Genomic DNA, 22,015 nt, shown 5'->3' with positions numbered 1-22,015 from the left:
AGATGCCGGTTGTTGAAGAACTGATCCGCACAGAGCAGGATGGCACCATCAGTTTTGGTAATTACACATTGGGACAGAAAGCGAAGAAGTCCGATTTTGAATATCAGGGAGATGTTTACAAGGTAAAGACCTTCTATGAGATCACAAAGCTGGAGCGCAATGATCTGTTTGTATATGAATCCGTTCCGGGTACAGTTGCAGAACATTTCCTTGTGTCAGATGAAGGTGTGGAGTTTTCGGTAGAGGGCGCTAAGGATGCCCAGATCACTGTACAGCTGGAGGATGACACAGACTACGAGGTGTATGTAGACGGAGTGGCTGTAGGCAGCATGAAGACCAACATGAGCGGAAAGCTCAGTGTCAGCGTAGAGTTGGAAGAGGGAACGGCTGTAAAGGTAAAGGCCGTAAAGAGAGCGTAAGGATGGATTCTGTCTGAGAAAACAGACGGAACATTAGGAGGCCGGAGACGGCCTCCTTTTTTCAGAATTCCGCTGTCAGCGGATCAAAGAACAGGGAGTAAACAAATGGCAAAAGCAAAGACAACTGCATTTTTCTGCAGTGAATGCGGATATGAATCTTCCAAATGGATGGGTCAGTGTCCGGCTTGTAAGGCATGGAATACCTTGGTGGAGGAACCGACGGCAGGATCAGCACGGTCTGCATCCCCCTCTGGCCGTCTGTCTGCCGTAAGCGGGATCGGTGCAGGCAAGAGGGAGAAAGCTGCCCTCTTATCAGAGATATCCTTAGAAGAAGAGGATCGGATTTCCACAGGCTTTAAGGAGCTGGATCGTGTGCTGGGAGACGGGATCGTAGCCGGTTCTCTGATACTGGTGGGAGGAGATCCGGGAATCGGGAAATCCACTCTTTTATTACAGGTCTGCCGTCAGCTGGCAGCAGATGGAAAAAAAGTGCTCTATATATCAGGAGAAGAGTCCTTAAAGCAGATCAAGATGCGGGCCTGCCGGATCGGAAGCGTAACAGGAGATCTGCGTTTTTTGTGCGAGACAAATCTGGACCGGATCAGTCAGGCCATTGATCTGGAAAAGCCCCAGATTGTGGTGATCGATTCCATCCAGACCATGTACCGGGAGGAGATTTCCTCTGCTCCCGGAAGCGTCAGCCAGGTAAAAGAATCCACAGGCCTTTTGATGCAGATTGCAAAGAGCCGGGGCATTGCCATCTTTGTAGTAGGCCATGTGACAAAGGAGGGGGTGGTGGCAGGCCCTAGAGTGTTGGAGCATATGGTGGATACGGTGCTCTATTTTGAAGGAGACCGGAACGCAGTCTATCGGGTTTTAAGAAGTGTAAAGAACCGTTTTGGTTCTACCAATGAAATCGGTGTATTTGAGATGCGGGAGGAAGGCCTCATGGAGGTGGAGAATCCTTCAGAATATATGTTGGACGGCCGGCCGGAAAATGCTTCCGGGGCAGTGGTTTCCTGCTCTTTGGAAGGAAGCCGTCCCATCCTTTTAGAGGTTCAGGCTCTGGTAGCTGAAACAAATTTCGGCATGCCAAGACGCACGGCGGCAGGAACGGACTATAACCGTGTGAATCTTCTCATGGCAGTGCTTGAGAAAAGGTGCCGATACGAGATGTCCCGTCTGGACGCCTATGTCAATATCGCAGGCGGTATGCGGATGAATGAGCCGGCGTTAGATCTTGCCATTGTAATGGCTCTTATGTCCAGCTATAAGGACCGGCCGGTGGATCCGGGTATGCTTATATTTGGAGAAGTGGGGCTTTCCGGGGAGGTCCGGGCGGTTTCACAGGCGGATAAACGGGCAGCCGAGGCAGCCAGGATGGGCTTTACTTCCTGTGTGCTTCCAAAGGTTTGTCTCGATAAGATGAAGCCCATAAAAGGGCTTAAGATGATCGGGGTATCCAATGTGCGGGAGGCGATCGGGCTTTTGTAGGGGTGAAATCATATGGATAACGTTCGAACGAAATACTGATTCAGACTTCTTTTTCATACGTTGCTAACCGACATTTTACAGATCCCCAAAATACACAAAATAATCCAACGTTATTTTGACGAACCTATTTTAAAGGATGGTTTTCTTTTTGGTTTTGTTCTGGTAAACTATGTTTATCAGAAAGGAATGGAAGAAGATGTCCGATGGGAAGAATCAGATTAGTATAAATATAGAAAATTTCCCGATTGGAGGCTTGGAATGAATGAGCTGAGTATTAGCACAATCTGATGCTCATTATCGGAGAGGGTACGTTGTGTTTGATGGATGGCGCAGATGCGGCAATTCGTTCTGGTGGAAACATTTAGAGAAGTATGTATTCGTTTGGATATCGGCTTCCTGTTGCAGAAACAGCTGGATGCTTATATTAGAATTAACGAAGCCCTGGCATTGTATTTGACTCAAATATGCAATCTCAGCTTATTCGAATTTCATCTTCGAATAAGGATGATTCTGGATAGTTACGTTATAATAAGCACAAAACATCAAAAACTTATAAGTGCTTTGCATGGGAAAATTTATAATTATATTGAATCACATAATGGAAACTGTGAAATTATTCCTGCGCCATTTGCTGTGTTTCTAAAAGACAATGATGAAAATGAATCCTATGTAGAGCCGGATATATCTGTAATCTGTGATCCTGATAAGATAGATGATAAAGGCTGTCATGGATCGCCGGACTGGATTATAGAAATAGTTTCATCTTCAAGCAGGAAAATGGACTATTCCAGAAAGCAATTTTTATATTTGGAAGCAGGTGTCCTGGAATATTGGATTGTTGATCCTATAAAAGAAACTATTTTAATTTACAGGCAATCTGAGGATTGGGTTCCGTTATTTGCCAGGTTTGGCGAGAAAGTAAAGTCCGGAATTTATGATGATCTGGAAATAGTAATTGTATAATCTAAAAAAAATAATTTAAAAAAATAAAAAAACTGTTGACACTTTCCTGATGGTATGGTATTATAACTGAGGTTCGAGAGAACAGCAAAACAAACAACCAAATAGGGGAATAGTTCAATGGTAGAGCAGCGGTCTCCAAAACCGTAGATGGGGGTTCGAGCCCCTCTTCCCCTGCTGACTATTTGAAGAAATAGCCCAACCCGCAAGAAGTCCGGAGTACTGTAGAGTATTCCGGTTTTTTGTATTTAAACAAGGAAATCGGAACAGGAGATACAGAAATTTATGAATAAGAAGGAATGTAATGAGATCAAAAAACTTTTTACCCCTGCAAACTGTGCCATCAGCCGGATCTGCGGCTGCTATGTAGATTCAGAGAAAAACAAAAAGACAGAATTAAAAGAAGCCTTCCTTTCTTTGCCGGAGGAAGAGGCATTTAAGTATTTTACCATTTTCAGAAACGGGCTTTCGGGAACAGTGGGGAAAAATCTTTTAAATATGGAGTTTCCTTTACATACGGAATCAGAAGGGGGCACCCAGAACTTCCTTTTAAAGCTGAGAGACAGTGAATTAAAGGATGAGGCGCTCATCGAGGAGTTTTATGATAAGATTATTGCCAATTTTGATTACGGTGAGAATTATTATATCATTCTCATCCACTGTGCCTATGATATTCCTGCAAAGGCCACAGACGGTTCGGAGATGTTTGACGCGTCTGATTATGTATATGAGTTTATCCAGTGTACCATCTGTCCTGTGAAGCTTTCAAAGGCAGGGCTCTGTTATAATTCCATGACAAATGCCATTGAAAACCGCATCCGGGACTGGCTGGTGGAGGCGCCCATCAACAGCTTCCTGTTCCCGGCTTTCAATGACCGGAATACAGATATTCACAGTCTGCTCTTTTATGCCAAAAATCCGGAGCAGCTGCCGGACAGCCTGATTGACGAGGTATTAGGCTGCGGGATTCCCATGTCGGCCAAGAGCCAGAAGGAAACTTTTCAGGCGATCGTGGAGGAAACACTGGGAGAAAACTGTGATTTTGAAACCGTAAAAAATATCCATGAAAATTTAAGCGAACTGGTAGAGGAGACAAAGGACGAGCCAGTGCCTTTGACTCTGGATAAGTACCAGGTAAAGAAGCTCCTTGAAAATAACGGCGCATCGCCGGAGAAGCTTGAGGAGTTTGAGGAGCGCTATAAGGATGTGGAAAATACGCCGGAAACAAGCTTTGTGGCAGCTAATGTGGTAAACACAAAGACATTTGAAATAAAAACACCGGACGTGACCATCAAGGTGGCTCCGGATAAGACGTATTTGGTGGAAAACAGGATGATCGACGGACGCCCCTGCATTGTCATTGCCATCAATGAGCATGTGGAAATCAACGGTATTTCCTGTCGTTCCATTGCAGTACAGAAATAGGCTTTCTGCACACCCAAAGTAAGGCAGTCTATGCACACTTTATGCTGTATGGACAAAAAAAGTAATAGTTGCTATAATGACTACAGCCATATTACAAAAGGAAGGGTGAACTTACAGATGAGTCGTACAATTAAAGCAGGTCATGTATATCGACAGTATTCCCGCGACGGAATGTTTATTGCAGATTATAAAAGCTCCCGTCTGGCTTACGAAGCGACAGGCGTATCGTTAGGTTCTATCGCCAGAGCTGCCCATGGAGAGCGTAAAACAGGAGGCGGTTATCTGTGGCGGGTTGTTCCTGAAAATACTCCCGAAGATCCGATCAGCATAGATCTTACCAGCCGGATCGGCTACCATGACAAGCGTCCGCTGATCCAGATGACGTTAGACGGCGAACCGGTTGCTGAATTTATTTCTATTGCTCATGCCAGCCGAAGTCTGGGCATCAGCAGAAGAAGCCTTTCCTGTGCTCTTACCGGAGCACAGAAAACGGCCGGAGGCTTTATCTGGAAGGAAAAAGAATCAGAAGAAAACAAATAAAATTGTATAATATACATAAAATACAGCGCAAAATACGGGCATAATCTGAAAAAGTGCTGGAAAAATCCCCTTTCCTATAGTACAATAAGGACACGAGGCAGACAGCCGGGACGGTTAAAGGTTCCCCTTCGTCTGTAAGGTTGTCTGTCCATGAACAGGAAAGGGGATTTTGTTATGGGAAAAAAACGCAATATTATCGTAGGACAGTCTGGAGGCCCTACTGCTGTGATCAATTCCAGCCTTGCAGGTGTATACAAGACTGCAAAGGAGAGAGGCTTCCATAAGGTTTACGGTATGCTTCACGGCATTGAAGGTTTTTTGGATGAGATGTATGTGGATTTGTCCACGCAGATTCATTCGGATATGGATATTGAGCTGTTAAAGCGTACTCCGTCTGCCTTTTTAGGTTCCTGCCGTTTTAAGCTGCCGGAGATCCATGAAAATCCCGAAATCTATGAAAAGATCTTTTCCATTATGAATAAACTGGAGATCGAAGTATTTATCTACATCGGCGGAAATGATTCTATGGATACCATCAAAAAGCTTTCCGATTATGCGATCGTAAAGGGACATGAGCAGAAGTTTTTAGGTGTTCCAAAGACCATTGACAATGATCTGGCGCTTACAGACCATACCCCTGGCTTTGGAAGCGCGGCTAAATATATTGCAGCCTCCACAAAAGAAGTGATCCGGGATGCCATGGGCCTTTCCTACAAGCGGAAAATGATTACTATCATGGAAATCATGGGACGGAATGCAGGCTGGCTTACGGGAGCTACGGCTCTTGCAAAGACAGAGGACTGCTGCGGTCCCGATCTGATCTACCTTCCGGAGATTCCCTTTGATGTAGACCGGTTTCTGAAAAAATGCAGTGACCTGCTGGAAAAGAAGCCTTCCATTGTAATTGCAGTTTCTGAGGGCATCAAGGTACCGGACGGACGGTATGTATGCCAGCTGGCCGGAGGAAGCGATTATGTAGATGCCTTTGGTCACAGACAGCTGGCCGGAACCGCAGGCTATCTGGCCAGTTTCCTGGCCGCCAAGACAGGCTGCAAGACCAGAGCTGTAGAGCTTTCTACCCTCCAGCGCAGCGCTTCCCATATGGCCTCACGCGTGGATATCAATGAAGCCTTTATGGTGGGAGGCGCCGCGGTAAAAGCGGCAGACGAAGGGGATTCCGGGCGTATGGTTGTTATCGACCGGGTATCGGATGACCCCTATATGAGCGCGGCAGGAATTTATGATGTGCATAAGATTGCAAATAATGAAAAGCTGGTTCCCAGATCCTGGGTAAACCGGGAGGGGAATTATGTAACCAGAGAATTTATTGACTACGTAGAGCCTCTGATCCAGGGCGATTATCAGCCATTTATGGTAAACGGGCTTCCCCAGCATCTGGTGCTGAAACGGTAGGTAAATATGAGACAGTGGAAAAAATGGGCGGTTTTCATCGGAACGGCCGTATGCCTGGTTCTTGGTTCGGTATATCTGTATACTCTGTTCCGACCCGGTTTATGGATGCAGGAAACGTTTCTGTACCGTCAAAAGGACGGGAGCTTTACAGGAGCGGATGGAGAGACGGATTATAGAATGCAGATCCGCCGCCAGGACAGGGCTGCATGGATTGAGTTTTCTGTTAATGAAACAAAGAAGCTTTATGAAGTCAGATGGGATCCTGATAACTCCAGAGGGAAGATTTTTGAAGACGGGGCTCTGGTTTTCGAGGGGGAAGCCCATCTGGTGGGAGATACCTGGCTTTTAACGGGGGATGGAGAAGAAGTATACTTTGATATGCAGATAAAAAACGGTATATCTACGGAGCATTCCGATGAGGAGCTTTTTCCTGATTACAGCTGTATCTACCGCTGGGCGGTGAATGAGGACTGTCAGAAACGGGGAAGGGTGGAAGTATTGCCTGTGATCGCTTTTTTAGGTGTACTGCTGGCTCTGGATACTGCATTCCCGGATCTGCTTTTTAAATTTCAGCACGGCCTTGCAGTAGAAGGCGGAGAACCCAGCGAGTTTTATCGCATGGGGCAGTTTATAGGAAGAATCGCTATGGTTTTGGGAATCATTGTGGGGATAGCGGCCAGTTTTCATGCACCCTGATCCCGGTAAAAGGAACAAAGGAGGGAATGGTATGAACGAATGGAACAAAGAAATTCAAAATGAAAATGAGCTTCAGGTTGTGATTTCTGTTTCCAAAGCAGAGGAGCTGGGAAAATGGCTGGGAATACTGTTCTGGATGGTAATTCCCAGTATAGCAGGCGCTGTACTGAGCAATCAGGCGGTGGCAGCCTGGCTGCCTTTTTTGTATCTGCCGGGGCGGATCATCAGTATGGTTACGCTGTGCGCGTATGGCTATATACTTTTAAAGCTGTCTTCTGAAAGCAGCCGCTACCGTATGGCAGCGATTTGCTGTCTGGCATCCGTTGCAGTGGATGCAGGAAGCTCTCTGGTTCCGGAGGGCGCTGCTATGGCTTCGCTGATCGGACTGCTTTCCTTCCCTGTGATGATCCTGGCATTTTACGGGGAATATTCCGAGTATATGGGCCATTCCGAAGTAATCTGTGCGCTGGATGAAGAGATGGCTGTAAAATGGAAACGGCTCTGGAAGTGGTTTGTGTATTCATTTGGATTAATGATAAGCTCCGTTCTTCTGGTGATGTTAAACGGGATGCTGGGAATTACGGCGCTTTTGGTAGGTACCATCGGAACACTGATCGTAAGCGTTATGAAGCTGACCTGCCTGTACCGCACTGCAAAAATATTCCGGGAATATGCAACGGAGAGCAGCAGATAACGGGGGAGCAAAAAAGACGAAAACGTTTGCAAAACTCTCACGAAAATTTCTGTTATCTCTGATTGTATTTAAATGAGAACAAAATGTATTTTCTAAAAACAGGAAATGTAATTTGCAATTATGACGGACAAAATGAGAGCTGTGAGATAAAAATATATAAAATACACAAAAAACATCAGAAATTCATGAATGACTCGGAGGCAGAATAAAATTTGACATGAAAGTGTAATAGTGATATAACTATACAACGAAATAGAATAACACACTTTGATACAAAAAGGAGTCTTTGAAAATGAAAGAAAAGAAAATTCTGCTGACATCCATTGAGGAGGCAAAGCGCTTTGTAACGGAGGCTTCCAGGTGTGACTTTGATGTTGATGTATTTTATAATCGTTTTACAATTGATGCAAAGTCCATCCTTGGTGTATTAAGCCTGGATCTTGCAAGAGTTCTGACCGTACAGATGAATGGTGAAAATGAAGAATTTGAAGCATATCTGGAAACCATTTCTCCGGATTCCTGCACAACAGCTGCATAAATTTTATTTTTCTTTTAACGGAACCTGTGACAGGGGACGGACTGCGAACATAAGTTTGCAATCCGTCTTTTTTTGTGATATGCTGAAAGCAATCAGAGGAAAAGGGAGCATCTGCTCCAGAGGCCGACAGGAGGGAGAAAATGGCACAGAGGGAAGCTCTGTCTCAGGTACGGATTTCCGTGAGGAATCTGGTGGAATTTGTGATGCGGTCAGGCGATCTGGATGACCGCAGGATGGCAGGAGCAAAAAAGGAGGCTATGCAGGCCGGAAGCCGTCTGCACCGGAAGATCCAGCGCAGGATGGGCTCGGATTATCAGGCAGAGGTAAGCTTAAAGCATACAGTAAAAGAGGATTCGTTTGAGCTTCTCATTGAGGGACGGGCCGATGGGATCATCACAGAGCCCGGCGGAGTGACCATTGATGAGATCAAATGTATTTATATGGATCCGGGAAGGCTGGAGGAGCCGGATCCGGTCCATATGGCTCAGGCGCTTTGCTATGGAACTATATATGCCGTTCACCATGATCTGGAAGAAATTGGGATTCAGCTTACCTACTGCAATATTGAGACGGAGGAGATCCGTCGGTTTAAGGAGGTTAAAACCAGAGAGGAAGTGGAGGACTGGTTTAAAGGACTGATCCATGAGTATGTAAAATGGGCCAGGTATCTGTACCATCACAGGATGCGCAGACAGGAGTGCTTAAAGACTCTGCAATTTCCCTATGCATATCGGGAAGGCCAGAAGGAACTGGCTGCCTGTGTGTACCGCTCTGTGGCAGAGGGGAGAAACCTCTATATCCAGGCGCCTACCGGAGTGGGAAAGACGCTTTCTACTGTATTTCCCAGCTTAAAGGCCATGGGAGAAGGCTATGGGGAAAAGCTGTTTTATCTCACTGCCAGAACCATTACGCGCAGCGTGGCAGAGGAGGCCTTTGATATCCTGAGAGGAGAGAAAGAGCTGTATTTTAACACAGTAACTATTACGGCAAAGGAAAAGCTCTGCGTGCTGGAAAAGCCAAGCTGCAATCCCTATGACTGTCCCAGGGCAAAAGGCCATTTTGACCGGGTCAATGACGCGGTCTATGAGATCATTCATGAGGAAGAGGGGATTACCAGAGAAAAGGTATTACGGTATGCGGAGCGGTTTCAGGTATGTCCCTTTGAGTTCTGTCTGGATATCAGCAGCTGGACAGACGGGATTATCTGCGATTACAATTATGTGTTTGATCCCAATGTGCGGCTGAAACGTTATTTTGCTGAGGGGGAGCAGACGGGCTCTTACCTGTTTTTGGTGGATGAGGCCCACAATCTGGTGCCAAGAGCCAGGGAAATGTACAGCGCAGCCGTTGTGAAGGAGGATCTTCTTTTAGCAAAAAGAATCCTGAAGGGACTTCCCGGAGCGGCAAAGACAGTCTCACTTCTGGATGCCTGCAATAAGCGCATGCTGGAGCTGAAGAGAGCTTACGGGACAGGAAAAGAGGAAGAAGGGATCAGCCACCGGAGAGTTTTGGGCGCAGATTATGAGCTTTTGGGTGATGTGAAGCTGCTTGCCCTGGAGCTGATGGCCATGTTTGGAGAGCTGGAAGCTTTTATGAATGAAAACGGAGAATTTACGGACCGGGATCTGGTGCTGGAGCTCTATTTTAAGGTTCGTGATTTTTTGAATATCCATGACCGTTTAGATGACCGCTACAGGATCTACGCAAGGCTTTTGGAGGATGGAAGCTTTATGGTAAAGCTCATGTGCATGGATCCGTCAGAATGTCTGCGCCGGTGTCTGGATCAGAGTGAAAGTACGGTGTTTTTTTCGGCTACCCTGCTGCCGGTTCAATATTATAAGGAGCTTTTAAGCGGTGATCCGCAGGAATATGCGGTCTATGCCAAATCGCCGTTTTCACCTGAAAACCGTCTGGTGCTTGCGGCGTCGGATGTGAGCAGCCGTTACAGCAGGCGGGGACGGAGCCAGTACGAGCGGATTGCAGACTATCTGGAAGTCATTATCCGGGAACGGAAGGGCAATTATATGGTATTTTTTCCGTCCTATCAGTTTCAGGAACAGGTGGAGGCTATCCTTTTGGAGCGGGAAAGGACAGGCTCTCTGGGCTTTGACCGCATTTGCCAGTCAAACCGGATGACAGAGGAGGAGAGAGAGGCGTTCTTAGAGCAGTTTGAAGCGAAACGCAGCCGGTCTTTTGCCGCGCTCTGCGTAATGGGAGGTATCTTTTCTGAGGGAATTGATTTAAAGGAGGAGCGCCTGATCGGGGCGGTTATCGTGGGAACGGGACTTCCTCAGGTAAACACGGAGCAGGAGATTTTAAAAGAATATTTTGACGAGAGAGAGGGAAATGGCTTTGATTATGCATACCAGTATCCGGGCATGAATAAGGTCATGCAGGCGGCCGGGCGGGTGATCCGCACGGTGAATGACAAAGGAGTGATCGCTCTTTTGGACGACCGTTTTCTGCGCCCGGAGTATGTAGCCCTTTTTCCGAGGGAATGGGGGACCTATACCGTAGTAAACCGCGGAAATGTATCCCAGGCCCTGAGAGAATTTTGGGAAAAATTTCCGCGGCAGGAGGAAATGTAAGCTTCTTTTGCTACAGCATTTCCATAAAGTGTTTGGCAGCCTGGGATACAGGCAGGTTTTCGTTGTAGGCTACTACCATCTGTCTGGCAGGAAGTGTTTCGGACAGCTTAAGGATAAATAAATCCTTATCCTGCTCCGGGATGCAGAAGTCCGGCACAAAGGCGATCCCCAGGCCGATCCGAGCCAGATCAATGAGAAGGTCATTGCTGGAAAGCTCGATTTCAGGCACCAGATCCAGACGGTTTTTCTGAAAGATCTGATGGAGAAATTCGCTGGTTGTGCTTTTTCTGTCTAACATCATAATAGGGTAGTCAAGGAGCTGGTTTAGGGACACTGATTTTCCCTCCAGGTCAAAGGCCTGGCGGTTAGCTACGAATACATCGTGAAATTCATTGATCACCCGTGTGTGCAGGCTGCCTGACAGGGCAGAATTGGGATAATTTGCCACAATAAAATCGCACTGTCCGTTTTCCAGCACCTTGGCACATTCAATGGAAGTGTGGTTCGTAACCTTGATGTGAATATTGGGAAACTCCTTGTGAAAACGGTTCAGATACGTTACCAGATAGTAGCGGCAGATCGTGTCGCTGGCCCCAATGCGCAGCTGGCCTCCATTCAGGGTATGGGCCTCCAAAAGCTGGTTTTCCCCTTTTCGGATCAGGTTCATGGCCGGTTCGATATGTTTTAAAAGAATTTCGCCTTCAGGTGTGAGCTGTACCCGCTTGGTGCTTCGGATGAAAAGGGGCTGGTTCAGCTTTTTTTCCAGGACTTTAATGGACTGGCTGACAGCAGACTGCGAGATAAAGAGCTGCTTGGAAGCCTCTGAAAAGCTGAGTGTGGCGGCAACGTGGTAAAACACCTTATATAATTCATAATTTATATCCATTATTAAGTCCTCCTTATAACTGTATCTATATTAACAGCTTTGTGAGGCTTTGTAAAGTGGTTGACTTGGCGGCGGGGATGGATTATTCTTATAGAGATGTTATTTTAATGAAAAAGGAATGTAGATATTCATGGCAGAAAATTTTTATGAAATGTATCTGGAGGAGATGGAGTTAATCCGGCCTCTGGATCAGGAAGAGGAAAAGAGAGTCCTGGTGGCAGCTGCCAGGGCAGATAAAGAGGCAGGAAACCGTCTGGTAGAAGGGAATCTGGCTAGGGCGCTGGCTGTTGCAAAGGAATATGAGGGAAAAGAGCTTCCAATTTCCGATCTTGTCCAGGAGGCCAATATGGCTCTTATGATGGCTGTCACAGAGTATGACGGAAGCCAGGAGTGGCCGGACTTTGCAGAAATGAAGATCCGTCAGGCGGTTGAGGCGGCCTTGCTGGAACAAAGGAGCGAGGCGGAGATTGAGGAAACGATGGCAGCCAGAGTGAATGTGCTTCAGACCGTATCCCAGGTCATGGCAAAGGAGCTGGGCAGGGAGGCTACCGTAGAGGAACTGGCGGAAAAGATGAAGATGACGCCGGATGAGATCAAGGATATCATGAAGCTGGCGCTGGATGCCCTGACGGTAAACGGGGAAGGTACGGCGGCTTCTGACGGGGAGGCAGAGGAAGAAACAGAACCGGCTCCTGCTCTCCGCAGAGACGGATATGGAAGAAGCGGCCGTCCATCCCTGGGCTATGATCCTATGAGAGACGGCTGGGATTTAAACAGTTAGGAGAAGGGCATGAAATTATACTTAATACGCCATGGACAGACAGACTGGAATATTGAGCGCAGGATTCAGGGACAGCAGGACATCCCCTTAAATGAAACCGGACGTGCCCAGGCCGCCTGCCTCACAAAGGCCATGAAGGATAAAAAGCTGACCGCCATTTATACAAGCCCTCAGATCAGGGCCTATGCCACGGCTCAGGCAGCAGCAGGAGAGAATCCTGTTCCTATCATCCCTTTGCCGGAGCTGATGGAGATTAACTACGGAGACTGGGAAGGGAAGACAGCACAGGAGCTGCTTGAACGAGACGGGGATCGCTATAAAGCCTGGTGGGATCGCCCGGCAGAGGTGGCTCCCCCCGGAGGGGAAACCGTGATACAGGTAGATGACCGCTGCCTGAAAGCCTGGGAGTTCATTAAAAGCCAGATAACCGGCGATACGGCCATTGTATCCCATGGAGGGCTGCTGGCCCATTTTATGGAGCAGCTTTTAAAGGGGAGCGGCGAAGAAGGCGGGGAGCGGGTTGTGCATAATGCAAGCATTACTACCTTTGAGTATGCCCCGGAGACGGGAAGAATAGTTTTGGTCGATTTTGACCGGTGCGATCATTTGGATTAAAACATTTTATATTGTTTCAGTAGAAAAGCTCTGTGCTGTGTCTGCAGCATGGAGCTTTTGACATGGTGCAGCTGAGGCGGAAACTATGTAGCGCGAAAGGGATTTCCGGGTGGGACAGATTGTAAGGAAAACGTAAAACAGGCTCCGGAAAAAGGGAGTATAATAAAAATAAAAAAGGTATTGTCAGGAGGGAGTGTGTTTTATGAAAAAGCCGGTTTTTAGAGCAGAGCTGGCAGCGATGGCTTTGATTTTTGTCGGATTATCGGCAGGATGTGCAGGCCAGAGGCCGGGACGGGAAACAGAAATGGAATATAGCTCTGCTCCTGATATGGAACAGGGGAAAATGGACGAAATAGTGGAAATGGATGATGCGGGCAGGGAGGAGTCTGCTCATGGTGAGCTGCCCCTGAATGATTCGGCTTCCGTCCGCGTACTGGAGGATCTGGGAGCAGAGGCCAGCCTGCTTTCCGAACCATTTTATCTGGCCGGGGACAGCGGAATCAGCTGCATGGTTTATATCGACCCGGATGAAGGGGAGAGCTTTATGGATTCCCATAGGATTCAGCTCTTTTTTTCAGATGACAGAGAGAATGCTTCGGCTGTGGCAGAGTTTGTGCTGGAGCCGGGAAAGGACAAATACGAAATGGTCATCAATGTCCGTCCGTATGCAGACGGGGTACTGGAACGGGAAACAGAGGAGCCGGCCTGTGCTGCTTTTATAACAGATGAACAGGCAGGTACGCGGATTGAAGTAGAAAGTGAGGGAGCATATGGAGGTACTTATTATTCTTCCTGCAATTATGAGGAAATAGGACTGTCAGAGCGGTTTTATACGCGTACAGAACTTGCATGTCTGCCTTCAGAGAATCTTTCTCTTTTACGAAACACCATTTACGCACACCATGGGAGAAAATTCAAAACAGATAGCCTGAATGAATATTTCCAGCAGAAAATCTGGTACAGGGGCAGGATAGAGCCGGAAGCATTTGCAGAGGAGCTGCTTACAGACACAGAGCGGGCCAATGTGCAGCTGATCCGGGAACTGGAGAATATTCCTTTTGAGGAGCGGGTAAAGGAGGGCTATAGAGGCCCTGAGGGTATATCAGAGGCACCCTATCTTCCCTTTCTTTTAAATCAGAGGGAAGGTGAGTCATCACCTCTCACAGGAACCCATGTTTCCAGAGATACAGGCATTTCCTTTGATATGGCGCAGGCGGAAGATCGGGGAACGTATTTTACAGCGCCCGGAGTTATTTCCTGTCCTGTAACTGTTACGCAGGAACAGATGAAAGCGGTGCAGGAGGGAGGGCAGGAAGAGGTAACGGTGGATGAACTCACTGGTAAGACAAAGATATTGGAGATGGAAAATCAAATTCTTGTATTTCATGAAAAAGGGGAAACAGCTGCAGACCCAGGCTGGAATCCCTATATAGGCATTGACTATGATTATGAAAGAGGTGTTTATAAGTTGTGGCAGGACAGCGATGATACGATTATGAAGCCGGTTTATAAAGGAGAGATACGGATTGCCAAAGGCGCTGTCTGCGGCGGCCATGTGTCGCTGCTTTTGGCATCCGCTCAGCCCAGAGAGCTGAGCCTGTCTGAAGAAGAATGGGGAAACTGGATTCTCTATGACAGCAAAGGAACCATATTGGCTGTATATTATTTGGGAGATTAATGGAAGTATTTGTCGAAATGACTCTATTATGTTAAAAAAAAGACGAGATGTTTGTAAAAAAATGCCTGTTTCTATCTTGAAAATTACAAATATTGGTATTAAAATAGCAATATGATTGTAAGCGCTTACAAAATGAGAAGGCCGGAAAACGGCTGGTTTCTGAGTGAGGAAGATTCTTTAGGAGGTATCCATTATGAATGAGGTAAGAGGCAATGTGATCGTAGGCCAGTCCGGAGGGCCAACTGCAGTAATCAATTCCAGTCTGGCTGGTGTTTATAAGACTGCCAGGGACAGAGGGGCTAAAAAGGTTTACGGCATGCTCCATGGGATTCAGGGACTTTTGCAGGAGAGATATGTAGATCTGTCGGAGCATATTAAAAATGATCTGGACATTGAGCTGTTAAAGCGTACGCCTTCCGCCTATTTGGGCTCCTGCCGCTTCAAGCTTCCGGAGATTTCAGAGGACAGAGCGATTTATGACAGGATTTTTGAAATTCTGGATGGCCTGGAAGTGGAATATTTCTTTTACATCGGCGGAAATGATTCCATGGATACCATAAAGAAGCTTTCTGACTATGCTCTTTTAAATGGAAGCAAGATCCGGTTTATGGGTGTTCCAAAGACCATTGACAATGACCTTGCGGCTACGGATCATACTCCGGGCTACGGAAGCGCTGCAAAGTATATCGGTTCCATTACAAAGGAAGTGATCCGTGACGGCCTGGTATATGACCAGCAGAATGTAACGATTTTAGAGATCATGGGACGCAATGCAGGCTGGCTCACCGGCGCAGCTGCCCTTGCAAAGTGCGAGGACTGTGAAGGCCCGGATATGATCTTCCTTCCGGAGGTTACCTTTGATGTAGATGAATTTATGCACAAGGTAGCAGAGCTTCACAAGAAGAAAAAGTCGGTTGTGGTAGCTGTATCTGAGGGGGTAAAGACAGCAGACGGCCGTTATGTCTGTGAGCTTACGGACGGAATTGAATTTGTAGACGCCTTCGGCCATAAGCAGCTTACAGGAACGGCCCGTTTCCTGGCAGAGAAGATCAACCGTGAGGTGGGATGCAAGACAAGAGCCATTGAGTTTAACTCTCTCCAAAGATGCGCTTCCCATATAGTATCCCGGGTAGATATCACAGAGGCATATCAGGTAGGCGGAGCTGCCGTTAAGGAAGCCTTTGAGGGTGAAACGGGCAAGATGATCATTTTAAAGAGAGTGTCAGATGATCCTTATATTTGTGTCACAGACATTTATGACGTACATAAGGTGGCAAATGTAGAAAAGAAGGTGCCGAGGGAGTGGATCAATGAGGCCGGCGATTATGTGACAGATGAGTTTGTCAATTATATCCGCCCGCTGATCCAGGCGGAGCTTACGCCTATTATGACAGATGGGCTTCCAAGACACCTGTATTATACAGATGTGGAGAAAAAATAGAAAAAAACGGTAAAAATGCCGGACAGCGGGAACTGGAAAATCCTGCTGTCCGGCATTTAGTTTGTTCAGAATGGATCTGTTTCTCTTAGTGATACAGCTTCTTGTGCTCGTATACCGGTTCGGAGGTCAGATTCATGCCAAGTTTTTTAAAGGTTTTGATATCCACATTGGAGAGCATGACGGAGGTGTGTACCTGGCAGCCCTGAAGCTTGGGAAGCTGTCCCAGGGCTTTTTTTGCAACCGGATCCGTGGCAGCGCTCATGGACAGGGCAATGAGAACCTCGTCAGTATGGAGACGGGGATTTTTGCTTCCGAGATAGGTAGTCTTTAAGGTCTGAATGGGCTCAATGGCAGAGGGTGCGATCAGGTGGGTATCATGGGGGATTTCTCCCAGTACCTTGATGGCATTTAACAGGACTGCGGCGGAAGCGCCTAACAGGCTGCTGGTTTTTCCTGTGACAATGGTTCCGTCTTCCAGCTCAATGGCTGCTGCAGGAGCATTTAATGCCTGGGCACGTTCCAGACAGGGCGTTACCACCTTTCGATCCTCCGGCTTTATTTTGGCCTGCTTCATAAGGAGGTTCAGCTTGTAGACTTCCTCGGAATTTCCCTCATCCTTGGCCAGATGGTTGATGGCCTGATAATAGCGGCGGATGATCTCCTGGTTGGATGCTTCTCTGCAGGCTTCATCGTCAAAGATGCAGAAACCTGCCATATTTACACCCATATCGGTGGGGGATTTATAGGGGCTGCTTCCGTAGATGCCTTCAAAGATTGCATTCAGTACCGGGAAAATATCAACATCACGGTTGTAGTTGACGGTTGTTTCTCCATAAGCCTCCAGATGGAAGGGATCGATCATATTTACATCATTCAAATCAGCGGTAGCTGCTTCATAAGCCAGATTCACCGGATGCTTTAAGGGGAGATTCCAGATGGGGAAGGTCTCAAATTTGGCATATCCGGCCTTTACGCCCCGCTTATTTTCATGATAAAGCTGGGACAGGCAGGTAGCCATCTTGCCGCTGCCCGGTCCGGGAGCAGTCACAATGACCAGAGGACGGCTGGTTTCGATATAATCATTTTTTCCATAGCCCTGGTCGCTGACGATCAGAGGGATATTGCTGGGATAGCCCTCGATGCAGTAATGGCGGTATACCTGGATTCCCATATGCTCCAGCTTGGCCTTAAAGATATCTGCGCTCGCCTGGCCCTGATACAGGTTGATCACAACGCTTCCCACATAAAGGCCTTTATCCTGAAACTCCTGAATCAGGCGCAGTACATCCACATCATAGGTGATCCCCAGATCCTGGCGTACCTTATTTTTCTCTATATCAGAGGCGCTGATCACAATGACGATCTCAGCCTGGTCGGCCAGCTGAAGGAGCATCCGAAGCTTGCTGTCAGGTGCGAAGCCGGGAAGAACCCTGGAGGCGTGGTAGTCATCAAACAGCTTTCCTCCAAATTCCAGATAAAGCTTATCACCAAACTGGCCGATCCGTTCTCTGATGTGTTCCGACTGCATGGAAAGGTACTTATCATTGTCAAATCCGATCTTCATGTCTTTCGTTCTCCCAATATTTTATTCTTTATAATCCGCAGCAGACAGCGGATCAACTGTTTCCTAGTATAGCATAGTTCGGGCTAGTGTGCCAGAGTGTGTTTTTAAAAATGGAAATTCGGCACGAAGACTTCTGATATGTTGGAAAGCAGCGGAATATTTATAAGTATAAAAAATAACAGTAATTAAATATATTAACTTTACTAATTTATACCACCTGTGTTATGATATAGGTAGATCAATGGTAATGTATGATTCTGTATTCTGATTTTACAGAGTGCAGGTATGGCGAACCACAGGAGGTTTTTAAATGAGCGTAAGACGAATTTTCGTAGAGAAGAAGCCAGACTATGCGGTAAAGGCTGGTGAGCTGAGAGAAGAACTGGAAAGCTATCTGGATATAAAAGGGGTAAAAAATGTGCGGGTTCTGATCCGCTATGATATTGAAAATCTGTCAGAGGAAACCTATAAAAAGGCTCTTGTGACGATTTTTTCAGAGCCTCCGGTAGATGAGGTATACGAGGAGGAGTTTCCGAAAAATCCCGGCGATCTCGTATTTTCCGTAGAATACCTGCCGGGTCAGTTCGATCAGAGAGCCGATTCCGCAGAGCAGTGTGTAAAGCTGCTAAAGGAAGATGAGGAGCCGGTGATCCGCACTGCTACAACTTATGTGATCACTGCGCCTTTGACCCAGGCACAGGAGGAGGCAATCCGCCATTTCTGTATCAATCCGGTGGACAGCCGTCAGGCTGAGGAAACCAAGCCGAAGACCCTGGTGACTGAATTTGAGGTGCCGGAGGATATTAAGAGCTTTGATGGCTTTGCCCATGCATCCAAAGAGGATTTGAAGGAACTTTACGGTACACTGAATCTGGCCATGACCTTTAAGGATTTTCTTCATATCCAGAAGTATTACGCAGAGGAAGAGCACAGAGATCCTACCGTGACAGAGATCCGTGTGCTGGACACCTACTGGTCCGACCACTGCCGTCATACCACATTTTCTACAGAGCTTAAAAATGTGACCTTTACAGAGGGAGAGTATAGAAAACCAATCGAGGATACGTATCATCAGTATCTGGCAGACAGAGAGGTAATTTATAAAGGAAGAGATGACAAGTATGTCTGCCTGATGGATCTTGCGCTGATGGCCATGAAGAAGTTAAGAAGCGAGGGAAAGCTGGAGGATATGGAGATCTCCGACGAGATTAATGCCTGCAGCATCGTGGTTCCCGTTGAAATCGATGGCGTAACGGAAGAGTGGCTGGTGAATTTTAAAAATGAAACTCACAACCACCCCACAGAAATCGAACCCTTTGGCGGCGCTGCTACCTGTCTGGGAGGAGCAATCCGCGATCCGCTGTCTGGACGTACCTATGTATATCAGGCCATGCGCGTAACCGGAGCAGCCGATCCCACCAGGCCATTAAATGAGACCTTAAAGGGAAAACTGCCTCAGAGAAAAATCGTAAACAGCGCGGCCCAGGGATATTCCTCCTACGGCAATCAGATCGGACTTGCAACCGGTTATGTAAAGGAATTGTACCATCCAGGCTATGTGGCAAAGCGTATGGAGATCGGCGCTGTTATGGGCGCTGCCCCCAGAAAATATGTGATCCGCGAAAATTCTGATCCGGGAGATATTATTATCCTGTTAGGAGGAAGAACCGGCCGTGACGGCATCGGCGGTGCAACGGGTTCCTCCAAGGTTCACACAACCGCCTCCATCGAGGTCTGCGGCGCTGAGGTACAGAAGGGAAATGCTCCCACAGAGCGGAAGATCCAGAGAATGTTCCGCCGCCCGGAGGTCAGCTCCATGATCAAGAAATGCAATGATTTCGGAGCTGGCGGCGTATCCGTTGCCATCGGTGAGCTGGCAGCGGGCCTTCAGATTGATCTGGATCGTGTTCCTAAGAAATATGCCGGCTTGGACGGCACAGAGATTGCCATTTCCGAGTCCCAGGAGCGTATGGCAGTAGTGGTAGATCCGAAGGATGTGGAGCAGTTTCTGGCATATGCGGCAGAGGAAAATCTGGAGGCTGTAACCGTAGCTACAGTAACGGAAAGTCCAAGACTTGTGATGAACTGGCGTGGAAAAACCATTGTAGATATCAGCCGTGCCTTCCTTGATACAAATGGAGCACATCAGGAGGCAGATGTTACCCTGGAGGTTCCGGGTCGTGAGGGAAGCCTCTTTGAGCGCAGAGAGGTAGGAGATGTTAAGAAGGAATGGCTTACGATGCTTTCCGGCCTGAATGTATGCTCTCAGAAGGGCCTGGTAGAGCGGTTTGACGGTTCCATCGGTGCTGGATCTGTATTTATGCCTTATGGAGGTAAATATCAGCTTACCGAAACTCAGGCCATGGTAGCCAAGCTTCCGGTATTAAAGGGACATACGGATACGGTAACCATGATGAGCTACGGCTTTGACCCCTACCTGTCCAGCTGGAGCCCCTATCACGGAGCCGTATATGCAGTTGTGTCCTCTGTTGCAAAGATCGTGGCAGCAGGCGGCGATTACAGAAAGATCCGCTTTACCTTCCAGGAGTATTTCCGCCGGATGAGTGAGGAACCATCCAGATGGAGTCAGCCTTTTGCGGCCCTCCTTGGCGCATACAGCGCACAGATGGGCTTTGGACTTCCTTCCATCGGAGGAAAGGACAGTATGTCAGGAACCTTTGACGATGAAACAGGTGAAATCAATGTTCCGCCTACGCTGGTTTCCTTTGCAGTCGATGTAAACAGCAGCAAAAATATCATTACACCGGAGTTTAAGAAGGCCGGAAGCCGGATTGTGGTATTTAAGGCGCCAAGAGACCAGTATGATCTGCCGGATTACGGTCAGATCATGGAAGGTTACCACAAGATTTTTGAGGACATTAAGGCTGGAAAAATTCTGTCTGCCTACGCAGTGGAGGGCCATGGAGCTGCTGAGGCAGTGAGCAAGATGGCCTTTGGAAATAAACTTGGCGTAAAGATCGAGCACAATGTAGACCCAAGAGATTTCTTTGCCGCTGCATGGGGCGATATTGTCTGCGAGGTAGCAGAGGGCAAGATGGGAGAGCTGTCCATTCCATATACCGTGATCGGTGAAGTGACAGACCAGGGCGTATTTGAGTACGGAAACGTACATATTTCCATGGACGAGGCATTAAAGGCCTGGACAGGTACGTTAGAGGCGGTATTCCCGACGGTAACAGGAAAGGAAAAGACAGGCGAAGAGGCCAGAGTAGAAGAAAAGCTCTACCATACAGACGCAGTGTATATCTGTGACCACAAGATCGGACAGCCAACCGTATTTATCCCCGTATTTCCAGGCACCAACTGCGAATATGACAGCACAAAGGCCTTTGAACGGGCCGGTGCAAAGGTTGTGACAAGAGTATTCAAGAACCTGAGCCCGGAGGATATCCGTCAGTCTGTAGAGGAGTATAAGAAGGAAATTGCAAAGGCTCAGATCGTCATGTTCCCTGGCGGATTTTCCGCAGGTGATGAACCGGAGGGCTCTGCTAAATTCTTTGCGACCGTATTCCGCAATGCAGTAATCAAGGAAGAGGTTGAGAAGCTTTTAAACGAGAGGGACGGCCTGATGCTGGGTATCTGCAACGGCTTCCAGGCGCTCATTAAGCTGGGTCTTGTACCGGAGGGAACCATCACGGAGCAGAAGGCAGATTCTCCTACGCTGGCTATGAATACCATCGGACGCCACATTTCCAAGATGGTTTACACAAAGGTAGTTACCAACAAATCCCCATGGCTGGCAGGAGCCGAACTTGGCGGCGTGTACTGCAATCCTGCTTCCCACGGCGAGGGACGTTTTGTAGCAAATGACGCATGGCTTCACCGCCTGATCGCAAACGGGCAGGTTGCCACCCAGTATGTGGACGACAAGGGAAATGTAACCATGGACGAATACTGGAATCCAAACGGTTCCTACATGGCAATCGAGGGCATCACCAGCCCGGACGGCCGTATCCTCGGCAAGATGGCCCACTCTGAGAGACGGGGCGAGGCAGTAGCGGTCAATATCTACGGCGAACAGGATATGAAGATCTTTGAGTCTGGTGTGAAGTATTTTAAGATCTGATAGAGAAGTGAATATAGGAAGATAGAAATTGAGTGAAAAGACGGCACCTGGGAGTGGTTTTTGGAATCCTGGGGGGCTGTCTTTTTGTGTGGGTATATATGGATTTTGCGGTTAGGGCATGGTATAATAAAATAATTTTGGAAAAAAAGCCAAGAAGTTTTAACAGGTAAAGACACTGTGTAACAGGGAGTGGGCT

The 22,015-nt window shown here is 47.5% G+C and carries 17 protein-coding genes and 1 tRNA gene; 16 read left to right on the top strand and 2 right to left on the bottom strand.

What is annotated here, in order from left to right; genetic code table 11:
• Positions 1-2 precede the first annotated feature (2 nt).
• From ACZM6M_RS04730 to ACZM6M_RS04680, 11 genes are all read left to right on the top strand, one after another.
• Positions 3-419 (top strand): endosialidase, encoded by a 417-nt coding sequence (locus ACZM6M_RS04730; protein WP_066550707.1) that lies wholly within the window; start codon positions 3-5, stop codon positions 417-419.
• A gap of 105 nt (positions 420-524) precedes the next feature.
• A complete protein-coding gene (gene radA / locus ACZM6M_RS04725; protein ID WP_317437952.1) occupies positions 525-1,913 on the top strand; it encodes a DNA repair protein RadA in 1,389 nt (462 codons plus the stop codon).
• A gap of 333 nt (positions 1,914-2,246) precedes the next feature.
• Positions 2,247-2,876 (top strand): Uma2 family endonuclease, encoded by a 630-nt coding sequence (locus ACZM6M_RS04720; RefSeq protein ID WP_418926804.1) that lies wholly within the window; start codon positions 2,247-2,249, stop codon positions 2,874-2,876.
• Positions 2,877-2,979: 103 nt separating this feature from the next.
• A tRNA-Trp gene (locus tag ACZM6M_RS04715) sits at positions 2,980-3,050 on the top strand.
• 108 nt (positions 3,051-3,158) lie between these two features.
• A complete protein-coding gene (locus ACZM6M_RS04710) occupies positions 3,159-4,298 on the top strand; it encodes a DUF4317 domain-containing protein (protein ID WP_340275382.1) in 1,140 nt (379 codons plus the stop codon).
• Between the two features lie 117 nt (positions 4,299-4,415).
• On the top strand, positions 4,416-4,838 hold the full coding sequence (locus ACZM6M_RS04705; protein WP_340275384.1) for an NUMOD1 domain-containing DNA-binding protein: 423 nt from the start codon (positions 4,416-4,418) through the stop codon (positions 4,836-4,838).
• 174 nt (positions 4,839-5,012) lie between these two features.
• Complete coding sequence (locus tag ACZM6M_RS04700; RefSeq protein WP_296037680.1) at positions 5,013-6,251, top strand: 6-phosphofructokinase; 1,239 nt, start codon at positions 5,013-5,015, stop codon at positions 6,249-6,251.
• A 6-nt stretch (positions 6,252-6,257) separates the two neighbouring features.
• Positions 6,258-6,947, top strand: coding sequence for a hypothetical protein (locus ACZM6M_RS04695; RefSeq protein WP_340275389.1), 690 nt, complete (start codon positions 6,258-6,260; stop codon positions 6,945-6,947).
• Positions 6,948-6,978: 31 nt separating this feature from the next.
• Positions 6,979-7,641, top strand: a complete 663-nt coding sequence (locus ACZM6M_RS04690) for a hypothetical protein (protein ID WP_066547552.1) — start codon at positions 6,979-6,981, stop codon at positions 7,639-7,641.
• A gap of 292 nt (positions 7,642-7,933) precedes the next feature.
• Positions 7,934-8,179 (top strand): HPr family phosphocarrier protein, encoded by a 246-nt coding sequence (locus ACZM6M_RS04685; RefSeq protein ID WP_066547554.1) that lies wholly within the window; start codon positions 7,934-7,936, stop codon positions 8,177-8,179.
• 140 nt (positions 8,180-8,319) lie between these two features.
• Positions 8,320-10,767 (top strand): ATP-dependent DNA helicase, encoded by a 2,448-nt coding sequence (locus tag ACZM6M_RS04680; protein WP_418926803.1) that lies wholly within the window; start codon positions 8,320-8,322, stop codon positions 10,765-10,767.
• A 10-nt stretch (positions 10,768-10,777) separates the two neighbouring features.
• Here ACZM6M_RS04680 and ACZM6M_RS04675 read toward each other — a convergent pair whose 3' ends face one another.
• On the bottom strand, positions 10,778-11,653 hold the full coding sequence (locus ACZM6M_RS04675) for a LysR family transcriptional regulator (protein WP_066547560.1): 876 nt from the start codon (positions 11,651-11,653) through the stop codon (positions 10,778-10,780).
• 130 nt (positions 11,654-11,783) lie between these two features.
• On the opposite strand from ACZM6M_RS04675, the gene ACZM6M_RS04670 reads away from it, so the two are divergent.
• From ACZM6M_RS04670 to ACZM6M_RS04655, 4 genes are all read left to right on the top strand, one after another.
• Positions 11,784-12,434, top strand: a complete 651-nt coding sequence (locus ACZM6M_RS04670) for a sigma-70 domain-containing protein (protein ID WP_489489812.1) — start codon at positions 11,784-11,786, stop codon at positions 12,432-12,434.
• Positions 12,435-12,443: 9 nt separating this feature from the next.
• A complete protein-coding gene (locus tag ACZM6M_RS04665) occupies positions 12,444-13,049 on the top strand; it encodes a histidine phosphatase family protein (RefSeq protein ID WP_066547564.1) in 606 nt (201 codons plus the stop codon).
• A gap of 202 nt (positions 13,050-13,251) precedes the next feature.
• Positions 13,252-14,727, top strand: a complete 1,476-nt coding sequence (locus ACZM6M_RS04660; RefSeq protein ID WP_066547576.1) for a DUF4454 domain-containing protein — start codon at positions 13,252-13,254, stop codon at positions 14,725-14,727.
• Between the two features lie 193 nt (positions 14,728-14,920).
• Positions 14,921-16,168 (top strand): 6-phosphofructokinase, encoded by a 1,248-nt coding sequence (locus ACZM6M_RS04655; protein ID WP_066547579.1) that lies wholly within the window; start codon positions 14,921-14,923, stop codon positions 16,166-16,168.
• A gap of 85 nt (positions 16,169-16,253) precedes the next feature.
• On the opposite strand, the gene ACZM6M_RS04650 is transcribed toward ACZM6M_RS04655, so the two are convergent.
• Positions 16,254-17,732 (bottom strand): DUF1846 domain-containing protein, encoded by a 1,479-nt coding sequence (locus ACZM6M_RS04650; protein ID WP_340275399.1) that lies wholly within the window; start codon positions 17,730-17,732, stop codon positions 16,254-16,256.
• 310 nt (positions 17,733-18,042) lie between these two features.
• Here ACZM6M_RS04650 and ACZM6M_RS04645 point away from each other — a divergent pair, with 310 nt between their 5' ends.
• Complete coding sequence (locus ACZM6M_RS04645; RefSeq protein WP_066547585.1) at positions 18,043-21,819, top strand: phosphoribosylformylglycinamidine synthase; 3,777 nt, start codon at positions 18,043-18,045, stop codon at positions 21,817-21,819.
• Positions 21,820-22,015: the final 196 nt, after the last annotated feature.

Source organism: Enterocloster sp., assembly GCF_057861365.1.
Note: the sequence above shows the minus strand (reverse complement) of the source record. Positions and strands in the feature narration are given on the sequence as shown.

Coding starts and splice junctions, on each gene's coding strand:
- ACZM6M_RS04730 (WP_066550707.1), top strand. CDS start 3: ATGCCGGTTGTTGAAGAACTGATCCGCACAGAGCAGGATGGCACCATC.
- radA (WP_317437952.1), top strand. CDS start 525: ATGGCAAAAGCAAAGACAACTGCATTTTTCTGCAGTGAATGCGGATAT.
- ACZM6M_RS04720 (WP_418926804.1), top strand. CDS start 2,247: ATGCGGCAATTCGTTCTGGTGGAAACATTTAGAGAAGTATGTATTCGT.
- ACZM6M_RS04710 (WP_340275382.1), top strand. CDS start 3,159: ATGAATAAGAAGGAATGTAATGAGATCAAAAAACTTTTTACCCCTGCA.
- ACZM6M_RS04705 (WP_340275384.1), top strand. CDS start 4,416: ATGAGTCGTACAATTAAAGCAGGTCATGTATATCGACAGTATTCCCGC.
- ACZM6M_RS04700 (WP_296037680.1), top strand. CDS start 5,013: ATGGGAAAAAAACGCAATATTATCGTAGGACAGTCTGGAGGCCCTACT.
- ACZM6M_RS04695 (WP_340275389.1), top strand. CDS start 6,258: ATGAGACAGTGGAAAAAATGGGCGGTTTTCATCGGAACGGCCGTATGC.
- ACZM6M_RS04690 (WP_066547552.1), top strand. CDS start 6,979: ATGAACGAATGGAACAAAGAAATTCAAAATGAAAATGAGCTTCAGGTT.
- ACZM6M_RS04685 (WP_066547554.1), top strand. CDS start 7,934: ATGAAAGAAAAGAAAATTCTGCTGACATCCATTGAGGAGGCAAAGCGC.
- ACZM6M_RS04680 (WP_418926803.1), top strand. CDS start 8,320: ATGGCACAGAGGGAAGCTCTGTCTCAGGTACGGATTTCCGTGAGGAAT.
- ACZM6M_RS04675 (WP_066547560.1), bottom strand. CDS start 11,653: ATGGATATAAATTATGAATTATATAAGGTGTTTTACCACGTTGCCGCC.
- ACZM6M_RS04670 (WP_489489812.1), top strand. CDS start 11,784: ATGGCAGAAAATTTTTATGAAATGTATCTGGAGGAGATGGAGTTAATC.
- ACZM6M_RS04665 (WP_066547564.1), top strand. CDS start 12,444: ATGAAATTATACTTAATACGCCATGGACAGACAGACTGGAATATTGAG.
- ACZM6M_RS04660 (WP_066547576.1), top strand. CDS start 13,252: ATGAAAAAGCCGGTTTTTAGAGCAGAGCTGGCAGCGATGGCTTTGATT.
- ACZM6M_RS04655 (WP_066547579.1), top strand. CDS start 14,921: ATGAATGAGGTAAGAGGCAATGTGATCGTAGGCCAGTCCGGAGGGCCA.
- ACZM6M_RS04650 (WP_340275399.1), bottom strand. CDS start 17,732: ATGAAGATCGGATTTGACAATGATAAGTACCTTTCCATGCAGTCGGAA.
- ACZM6M_RS04645 (WP_066547585.1), top strand. CDS start 18,043: ATGAGCGTAAGACGAATTTTCGTAGAGAAGAAGCCAGACTATGCGGTA.